At 47.1% G+C, this 9,343-nt stretch carries 7 protein-coding genes and 1 tRNA gene; all 8 read left to right on the top strand.

The annotated features are described in order from the left end of the window. The first annotated feature begins 586 nt into the window (after window positions 1-586). Window positions 587-1,972 (top strand): TrpB-like pyridoxal phosphate-dependent enzyme, encoded by a 1,386-nt coding sequence (locus GKG43_RS22165; protein WP_050642769.1) that lies wholly within the window; start codon window positions 587-589, stop codon window positions 1,970-1,972. 170 nt (window positions 1,973-2,142) lie between these two features. Next, window positions 2,143-2,227: transfer RNA gene (locus GKG43_RS22160), tRNA-Leu, on the top strand. A 565-nt stretch (window positions 2,228-2,792) separates the two neighbouring features. Continuing rightward, window positions 2,793-3,494 carry a lantibiotic protection ABC transporter ATP-binding protein gene (locus GKG43_RS22155; RefSeq protein WP_129880074.1) on the top strand — a complete coding sequence of 234 codons (702 nt, stop codon included), beginning with the start codon at window positions 2,793-2,795 and terminating at the stop codon, window positions 3,492-3,494. After that, window positions 3,494-4,255, top strand: a complete 762-nt coding sequence (locus GKG43_RS22150) for a lantibiotic immunity ABC transporter MutE/EpiE family permease subunit (RefSeq protein WP_050642212.1) — start codon at window positions 3,494-3,496, stop codon at window positions 4,253-4,255. The genes GKG43_RS22155 and GKG43_RS22150 overlap by 1 nt, the downstream gene beginning before the upstream one ends. After that, entirely contained in the window at window positions 4,252-4,983 is a 732-nt protein-coding gene (locus GKG43_RS22145) for a lantibiotic immunity ABC transporter MutG family permease subunit (protein ID WP_055153422.1), read from the top strand. The genes GKG43_RS22150 and GKG43_RS22145 overlap by 4 nt, the downstream gene beginning before the upstream one ends. Window positions 4,984-4,998: 15 nt before the next feature. Then, window positions 4,999-5,673 carry a response regulator transcription factor gene (locus tag GKG43_RS22140; RefSeq protein WP_055153424.1) on the top strand — a complete coding sequence of 225 codons (675 nt, stop codon included), beginning with the start codon at window positions 4,999-5,001 and terminating at the stop codon, window positions 5,671-5,673. Next, a complete protein-coding gene (locus GKG43_RS22135) occupies window positions 5,649-6,980 on the top strand; it encodes an ATP-binding protein (protein ID WP_055153426.1) in 1,332 nt (443 codons plus the stop codon). The genes GKG43_RS22140 and GKG43_RS22135 overlap by 25 nt, the downstream gene beginning before the upstream one ends. A gap of 105 nt (window positions 6,981-7,085) precedes the next feature. Then, window positions 7,086-9,343, top strand: a 2,258-nt coding sequence (locus tag GKG43_RS22130) for an ABC transporter permease (RefSeq protein WP_129880072.1), incomplete at its 3' end; no start/stop codon positions are given.

Genomic DNA, 9,343 nt, shown 5'->3' with positions numbered 1-9,343 from the left:
AGTTGTTGCTGAACCCAGCGCGGGAAATCATCAGATTTCCCGTGATGTGTTCAGCGTACCCGCCTATCCGGCATCGGGTGTTCTAGAATCACTTAGCAGCATGGGTGCATATCGCAACGGCATATACAGCCCCAGCACCTCCCCGGCCTCCCTGTCATGAAGCGTCCCCATCCGTCGACTAGGCTAAAGCTAGCCGACTAAATCCCGATTTTAAAAAAAGTATTGACATTTGAAAGTTCCCGTAGTAAAGTATTTATCAAACCTATGAGGAAGAGCAAGTACCTTTTGTACTTACCACACAGAGAGCTGCAGGCGGTGGGATTGCGGCAGGACAAGACAGATGGGAATGGGCTTCTGAGGGCGAACTGAAAGTTACAGTAGGTGAGCCGGAGAGAGTACTCCGTTAACAAAGTCAGCATATGTTAGTATGCATGAGAGGATGCGTTCGCCGCATCAAGCTGGGTGGCACCGCAGGAGTTTTGATGATTCATACTCTTGTCCCTGCAATAATTTATTGTGAGGGATAGGAGTATTTTTTGTGCAGATAAAAAGGCTTATCCCTAAAAAAAGAAAGGAGATTTATAAAATGAGTGAAAACAAAATTCCCTACAAGATTTATCTGGAAGAGAGCGAGATGCCGAAGGAGTGGTACAATGTCAGGGCCGATATGAAGAATAAGCCGGCCCCGCTTCTGAATCCGGGGACTTTAAAGCCTATGACCGCTGAAGAATTGGGGGTTGTATTCTGTGAAGAACTGGTGAAACAGGAACTTGATAATGACAACCGTTATATTGAGATTCCGGAGAAAATACGGGATTTTTATAAGATGTACCGCCCGGCTCCACTTGTCAGGGCATACTGCCTGGAGGAGAAGCTGCAGACTCCGGCGAAGATTTACTATAAGTTCGAGGGAAATAATACAAGTGGAAGCCATAAACTGAATTCTGCGATTGCGCAGGCCTTTTATGCAAAGGATCAGGGCCTCAAAGGTGTGACAACAGAAACAGGCGCAGGCCAGTGGGGAACAGCCCTCTCTATGGCTTGCTCTTATCTGGATCTGGATTGTAAAGTATACATGGTAAAATGCTCATACGAACAGAAGCCGTTTAGAAGAGAAGTGATGCGGACATATGGGGCAAGTGTAACACCGTCTCCATCCGAGACAACGGAGGTCGGAAGGAAGATCCTGGCCGAGCATCCGGGCACTTCAGGAAGCCTGGGATGCGCGATTTCCGAGGCTGTGGAAGTGGCAACACATTCGGAAGGATACAGATATGTGCTGGGAAGCGTATTGAATCAGGTACTGCTCCATCAGTCCATCATCGGTGTGGAAGCGAAGATTGCTATGGACAAATATGGAATCAAACCGGATGTTATCATCGGATGTGCCGGAGGCGGTTCCAATCTGGGAGGTCTGATCTCACCGTTTATGGGAGAGAAACTCAGGGGAGAGGCTGATTATCAGTTTATCGCTGTTGAGCCGGCATCCTGCCCAAGCCTGACCCGTGGCGTATTTGCATATGATTTCTGCGATACAGGCATGGTTTGCCCCCTGGCTAAGATGTATACTCTGGGAAGCGGCTTCATTCCATCTGCGAACCACGCAGGAGGCCTGAGATATCATGGAATGAGCTCCACTCTGTCACAGCTGTACCACGACGGATACATGGAGGCGCGTTCTGTTGAGCAGACATCCGTATTCGAGGCCGCAGAACAGTTCGCACGGGTAGAGGGCATCCTTCCTGCACCGGAGAGCAGCCATGCAATCAAGGTTGCTATTGACGAAGCAATGAAGTGCAAGGAGACGGGAGAAGAGAAGACCATTCTGTTCGGACTGACTGGAACCGGATATTTTGATATGCTTGCATATGAAAAATTCCATAACAATGAAATGACCGATTATATTCCTACGGATGAAGATCTCCAGACAGGGTTTGATGGAATCCCAAAATTTGAGGGCAATATGGCATAAAAAGATTTTAATTCAGTAATCCCTCCAAGTCCCGTAAATACAGGGGTTGGAGGGATTACGTTAACAAATTTTCAAAATTATACAAAAAATTTACAAAAATCTGTTGACATTTGCGGAAATAAATAGTAAGATATCATTCGTAGCGCGGTTGAGATACAGCACTACAAAATGCGGAAGTGTCGGAACTGGCAGACGAGCAAGACTAAGGATCTTGTGAGCAATGCGCTCGTGTGGGTTCAAGTCCCATCTTCCGCAGTACATGGAAAGCCTTGCAGATGCAGGGCTTTTTATTATTTAAGGTTTATTCAGTGGTATGTCTATACATCAACAATGTCATCAATGCGCAACTGTTGGAATAACATGTACAGGAAACATGGGCTAAGGATCTTGTGAGCAATGCGTTCGTGTGGGTTCAGGTCCCATCTTCCTCATTAAAGGTGAATAGCTGAAAGTCTTTGTTTATTAGGGCTTTTGGCTATTTTATTTTGCATAAAAACCAGGATATTTTGATTACACTTGATTACACTTTCTGTCACTGCTGAATTTGACTGCTTCGCAGGAGATATCGTTTTTTTCGTTCTCACAGCTTCGGAAGAAACAGAGTCTATCTTTATAAAATCTTGAAAATTAGCTGTTACCATAGCAGTATCAAGTCAGAAACCCGCCGTAAGCCGTGGGTTTTTGTCCGCCGCGCCACCCGCCTAATATCCATGTATGCATGGCGGCACTGATCGGTGGCCGCGGGAATCAAAAGGGAGATATAACTATGGAACAAACAAGTTACAAACCGGTTGACAGAGATGAGATGGAGGATGTTAAGATGCAGGAGTACGTAATAAGGACAAAACAAGTCTCTAAAAAGTTTAAAAATACCTATGCGGTGAAAGACCTGTCTATGTCTGTAAGAAAAAATACAGTATACGGATTATTAGGACCTAACGGTGCTGGTAAATCCACATTATTAAAAATGATTACAGGAATCATCAGACCGACTTCAGGTGAAATTTTATTCGAGCATCATCCGTGGACCAGAAAAGATTTGATGAATATAGGTTCATTAATCGAATCCCCGCCGCTGTATGAAAATTTAACGGCATTCGAAAACCTAAAAGTGCGGGCAACTCTTCTGGGGATTGGGGAAAATAAATGCGAAGAAGTCTTGCGGAAAATGGACTTACTGGATGCTGAAAATAAAAAGACATCCGATTTTTCTCTGGGAATGAAGCAAAGGCTGGGCATTGCATTGGCGCTGCTTAATCGCCCTAAGTTGTTGGTTCTCGATGAACCTGCGAACGGCTTAGACCCTTTTGGTATTGAAGAATTGAGGAAAATGATCCGGTCCTTTGCAGAATCCGGGATATCGGTAATTATATCCAGTCATATTTTAAGCGAAGTTGAACAAGTAGCCGACGACATAGGGATTCTGCACAATGGGGCGCTGCTGTATCAGGATAGAATTGATGCAAATGAAAATTTGGAGCAGTTATTTATGGATATCGTCAGAAGGGAGCGTGCAATTTAATGCTGGAAATATATTTGAAAGCGGAAAGCCTGAAATTCAAACGTTCCCTGTTTAGAAAACTCGTGTTAGTTATCCCCGCAGCTTTAGTTCTGATATCCATGATCTTTCTGTTTATTGGGATTGGTTTAGGCGGTTTTTCAAGCTCCATGGTCTGCAATTGGTGTATGCCGGTTGCTTCTCTCTCCATAGTGGTTTTATGCCACCTGGTTAATCATAAGGATCAAAAGCACAATTACCGTACTCTTTACAGCCTGCCCATTAACTTGAAGAAGACATTTATCTCAAAAACAATTATGACGGCGCTTAATCTTTTGGCTATCTCCTTGATTTTAGCTCTTATTACGATAATCACGGAGTGCATATTGTCAGGTGTTTCTGCTGCTATTGGACGTGCCGGATATTATATTTTGGGATACAGTTTATTGTGGATCACTTTATTATGGCAGATCCCTTTCTGTCTGTTTTTGGATCAAAAAGCGGGATTTGCCGGTTCTGTGATTCTGAACTTATTTGCCAGTGCGCTGGGGGGACTGTTCTTTTCCCTGACCCCTTTATTTTGGTGCTTCCCATACAGCTGGCCTGCCAGGTTTATGGTCACATTATTCGGAGTTCTGCCAAACGGATTATTAGCCGAATCCGATTCCAGACTGATGCTGAATCTGGGAGAAAGCTCGCTGCTGGTATTGATATCCCTGCTTGCCGTGTTCGTTCTTACAATCCTGTTTTCCCGCTGGTATAGAAAGCAGGTGCATCGCAGATGATGATAATTAGGGAGTTTCTTTCAAACTTTATAAAGATCAGGCGGACTCCGGTTCTTTTGCTGCATACCGTACTGCCCGTAGTGGTTACCGCATTATTTTTAGCCTATTATGCTTTTGCCGGGTACCATATCATTCCTGATGAGAGGTTATTTTTCGTTATTTTACAAATATGCTATCCGATATTTGTAAGTATTGCCGTGCCAATGCTCATTCAACTGGACAAGAATGTGAAAGGGATTCAGAATGCGCTTGGTTTAGTGGAATCCCGAAGAAGTGTATTTCTCGGAAAATTGTTCTTTCTTCTGTTTCTTTCAGCCATAAGTATGATACTATATGAACTGTGTTTCTTTGTTGGAGCTAACTGTTTCATGGAAAGCAGACGAACACACTTTAATTCATATCTTGTCATATTTTTTGTTTTTTTAATCAGTAACCTATTTCTATATATACTGCATATACTCCTTGCTTTCCGGTTTGGATCCAGTATTTCTGTCCTGGCAGGGATATGTGGCACAATTTCAGCCGGTTTCTTTGAAAATGCGATTGGTGATAAAATCTGGCCCTTCATTCCATGGGAATGGGGAGTACGGTTTCTGGAGAATTATTTTGACTTTTCAAGTGTGCCTGTTTTTCCGGGGATTATTTCTTTGCTGCTGATGTCCCCGGCTGTACTGGTCTTGTCTATACTATGGTTCTGCAGATGGGAAGGAAAAGTCTTACAAGAGTAAACAGGAGGATAAACGATGTCAAAACTTTTCGTTGTTGATGATGACCCGGATATGCTGGATCTGGTGCGTGCCGCCCTGGAAAAGGACGGGCACTGCGTAGATACCGAAGCAGATGCCGCCGCTGTGCACCCGGCCAGGTGCAGGCTGTACGATCTGCTTCTTCTCGATGTGATGATGCCCGGGGAAGATGGGTTTTCTCTCTGCGGCCGTATCCGCGCCGAAGTGGACTGCCCCATACTGTTTTTGACCGCCAGATCGGAAGACGCGGCCCTTGTACGGGGGTTTGGCCTGGGCGCTGACGATTATATTAAAAAGCCATTCAGCATTGCGGAGCTGCGTGCACGGGTAAACGCCCATCTGCGGAGGGAGGTGCGCCAGCCAACTCATACCCTGAGCCTGGGAGGTGTGCGTTTTGATATGCAGGCAAAGGAGGTCATTGCGGGCGGACATACGCTGTCTTTAACCAAAGGTGAATATTCCATCTGTGAGCACCTGGCACTGCATGCCGGGCAGGTGTTTACCAAAGAACAATTATACGAAGCGGTTTTTGGGTTTGACGCCGAGGGCGATTCTTCGGCCATCGCGCAGCACATCAGGAATATTCGTGTCAAGCTGAAATCCGAGGGGGTAAGCTCGATAGAAACGGTCTGGGGGGTGGGCTATAAATGGCGAAAAGACAACGTTGTGTAAGCCTTTCTTTTGTGCTTCTGCGATTTGCAGTCGTGATGTCCGGCTGCATGCTGTTATGCTGTATCGTATGGTTTACGACATTGGTGCGGCTTCAAAATAACGGTGTTGTTTACCGGGGAGTCGCTGCAGGCCAGCAGGTGGAGCAGATGCTGGAGAATGAGCCGGAGACCTTTGTTTCCCCCAGTGATGATTTTTTGGCAGAGTACGCTTTATTCGGCCCGGACGGAAAAGTGCTGGAAGCCAACGCGGAGGGGGCAAAGCTGAAAAAACTGGCTCAATGTCTCCGGGAGGCTGCCTGTGGAGAGAATGCCGCGCGGTACACCTATGCGGATGGAAGTACCGTAATCTTTCGCTGGCAATACAGGGCAGAGTTCGCCAATCCTGTGCTGCGCGGCATGCTGCCCCCCTTCGAATACCTGTGGCTGGCCACATTTGTCGCGGCACTGGCGCTCTGTCTTATGTTTAATACCCTGTGGCTCCGCGGCCACCTTGCCTCCAGGCTGAAGCTGTTCAGTGAGGTGAGCGGCAAAGTGGGTGCTCAGGAGCTTGATTTTACAATTCCCCAAGCGGGGATTCGGGAGTACGACCAGGCGTTAGCCGCCATGGATGATATGAGAGATGCATTGTACAAATCGCTGTCATCCCAGTGGGCCGCTCAGCAGGAGCGTGAGGCGGAAATAGCTGCACTTGCGCATGACTTAAAGACCCCGCTCACACTGACGGGAGGCAATGCCGAACTTCTTTTGGATGAAGAACTGCCTGAGCACAGCCGGAAATTAGTGGAAAAGATTACGGCCGCCAATAACAGGGCCAGGCAGTATGTCGCCAGCCTGCTGGAAACCGCAGCCGGTGCGGACGAGGCATTTGAAAGCAGAAGCCTGCCTGCCATGTTCGAGGAGCTCTGCCAGAGCACAAAGGGCATTGCGGAAGCCAAAGGAGTCTACCTGCAGGTTCAAAATGGTCTGGAGGGTACAGCGGGCATGCAGAAAGAACACTTACTCCGGGCCCTCGGAAATGTGGTGCAGAATGCCATCGAGCATACCCCGGAGGGCGGAACGGTGTATTTGCAGGGCGGCATGGGAGACGCAGGCTGGCAGATCATTGTGCGTGATGAGGGCCCCGGGTTCAGCAAGGCGGCATTACAACATGCGGCAGAGCGTCTGTGGCGCGGCGATGCTTCGCGCAGCACAGATGGACACAACGGACTTGGACTTTGGTTTGCAGCGGAAGTCGTAAAAACTCATGCAGGGCAGATGGAACTGTGTAATTGCAAAACCGGCGGCGTTGTTATCATCAAGTTTTGTTAAGCCTCCGGGCAGCATTCGAAATACAAAATTCTTTCCATTTAAGGAATTTTTAATAAACAGTACGCTATACTCTCCTTATCAACAATGAAAGGGAAGGAAAATTACATGATACAGAGGATATTGAGAAAGGATCTGAAGAGGAGAAAGAGCGTTAATATCATTCTTTTTCTGTTCATCATGATTGCGTCCATCTTTCTGTCAAGCAGCATCAACAATATTATGGTAGTGTCTTCTGCAGTGAACTACTATATGGATTATGCCAATGTACCCGATGTGAATTATATTATCTCGGGCACCCAGGAAAAGGAACAGATTGACAGCTGGATTGAGAAGGATGCCCCGGGCGTGAAAGAGTGGGGCTATAATACGGTTATCATGCTGAACGAAAAGGATATCCGGATTCAGACAGAGGGGAAGGATAAATCTTTTAACACGCATGGGGCCAGCATGTATCTGGGCACAAAGGATGCCGATTACTGCAAGGTATATGATACGTCCGGGAAGGATTTCAGCCTGGAAAAGGGAGAGATTGCGCTGGGGAAGGCAATGGCCGGTAAAAATAAGCTGGAGGAAGGCAGCAAGGTGAAACTCAGCGTGGGAGGTTCTGAGAAGCTGTTTACCGTTAAGCTGTTGATCAAGGATGCTGCTTTCGGGAGCGATATGGCCGGTATGAGCCGAATGATCGTCTGCCCTGCGGATTATGAATTCTTTTCGGAGAAAGAGGATGCTAATATCATTGGGCTGTATTACTTTAATGTGGAGGATGTGAACGGGTTCGTCAGCGGATTTGACGCGGAAGGTTTTGTGACTTCTATGAACTCGATTACAAAAAGTACTTATACGATGGCGTATTCTTTCGATATGATTATGGCGGGCCTGCTGATCCTGATCGGAATCTGCCTGATCCTGATAGCACTTTTGGTGCTCCGGTTCACACTGGTATTTACCATAGAAGAAGAGTACAGGGAGATCGGAATCATGAAAGCCATGGGACTCAGGAATTTTGCGATTAAAAAGCTTTACCTTATAAAATATATCCTGATCGTTGTTATTGGTGCTGCGGCAGGACTGGGAGCAAGTATTCCTGTCAGCAGAATGATGGTTGCATCCGTCAGCGGCAATATGATTATGGAAGATACCCGGGTCAATCTGTGGGTGAATGGTGTCTGTACGCTGCTGATTGTAATCCTGGTTATGTTTTTCTGCTACAGCTGTACGAGAAAGCTGAATAAAATCTCCGCAATCAGCGCCATACGCGGAGGCCAGAGCGGGGAACGCTATGGCAGGCGGGCGGGGCTTCGCCTGTACCGCAGAAAACGGATGCCGGTGGCGCTGTTTCTCGGAATCAATGACATGGCGAGCCATGTAAAGCGGTACCTTGTGCTAATTGTGACGTTTTGTCTGAGTTTTATACTGATCACCATACCTTTGAATACGCTGAACACGATGAAAAGCGATGAGATGGCCGGAAAATTCTGTATGGACCCGAAGAGCTCTGTTTATGTAGAAAAAATAGAAAACTACGGCGAAAATGTTTACAGAACCAGGGAAGATCTGGATGCCGGCATGAAGAGAGTCGAAACGGAACTGGCAGAAAAGGGATATGAGGCTGAGCTTACCGGAGTACCGATCTATTTCCTGCGCTATTCCTCAAGGGGAGAGACCGGTAAAAATAATATTATGACGGTGCAGATAGCCGGTCCGAACCAGGACTTTCTCTCCTACCAGGAAGGAGATGCGCCGCGTCTGTCCAATGAGGTTGCATTTTCAAGAAATATTATGGAGCAAAACGGATGGCAGATCGGCGACACGGTAGAAGTAGAGGCCGGCGGGGAGCAGAAGCAGCTTATCATAACAGGAACATATTCTGATTACATGCAGGTTGGCAAGAGTGCCAGAATGAATCCGAAACTGGTATTGAAAAATGAAACCATGTTTCACTATTGGAACATTATGGTGGATATGGAGACGGATCGGACGCAGGAAGAGCTTGTTACAGAGCTTAGCAGCTTGTTTCCGCACTATCAATGGACGACGGCCCAGGAGGTGGTGGACCGGAATGTGGGCGGTATCCAGGAATCTCTGAAGGATATGCTGGTTCCGATGACCGGAATGCTCTGCGCAGTGATTATGCTGATCACCCTGCTGATGGAACGGCTGTTTATAGTCCGCGAAAAGGGAGAGATCGCCATGATGAAGAGTATTGGATACCGCAGCGGGACGATCCGCCTGTGGCAGGTCATGCGTATGGTATGGGTGGCCCTTATTTCGATGATTGCAGCAGTCCCTCTGTCACTGGTATCCAACCGTTTCATGCTGAAGCCTATTTTTGCGATTATGGGTGCTGACGTGGAGATCCAGGT

It is taken from the genome of Eubacterium sp. BIOML-A2 (genome assembly GCF_009680135.1).
GTDB lineage: Bacteria > Bacillota > Clostridia > Lachnospirales > Lachnospiraceae > Faecalicatena > Faecalicatena contortus_B.
This window is presented reverse-complemented; position numbering and strand designations above follow the sequence as displayed.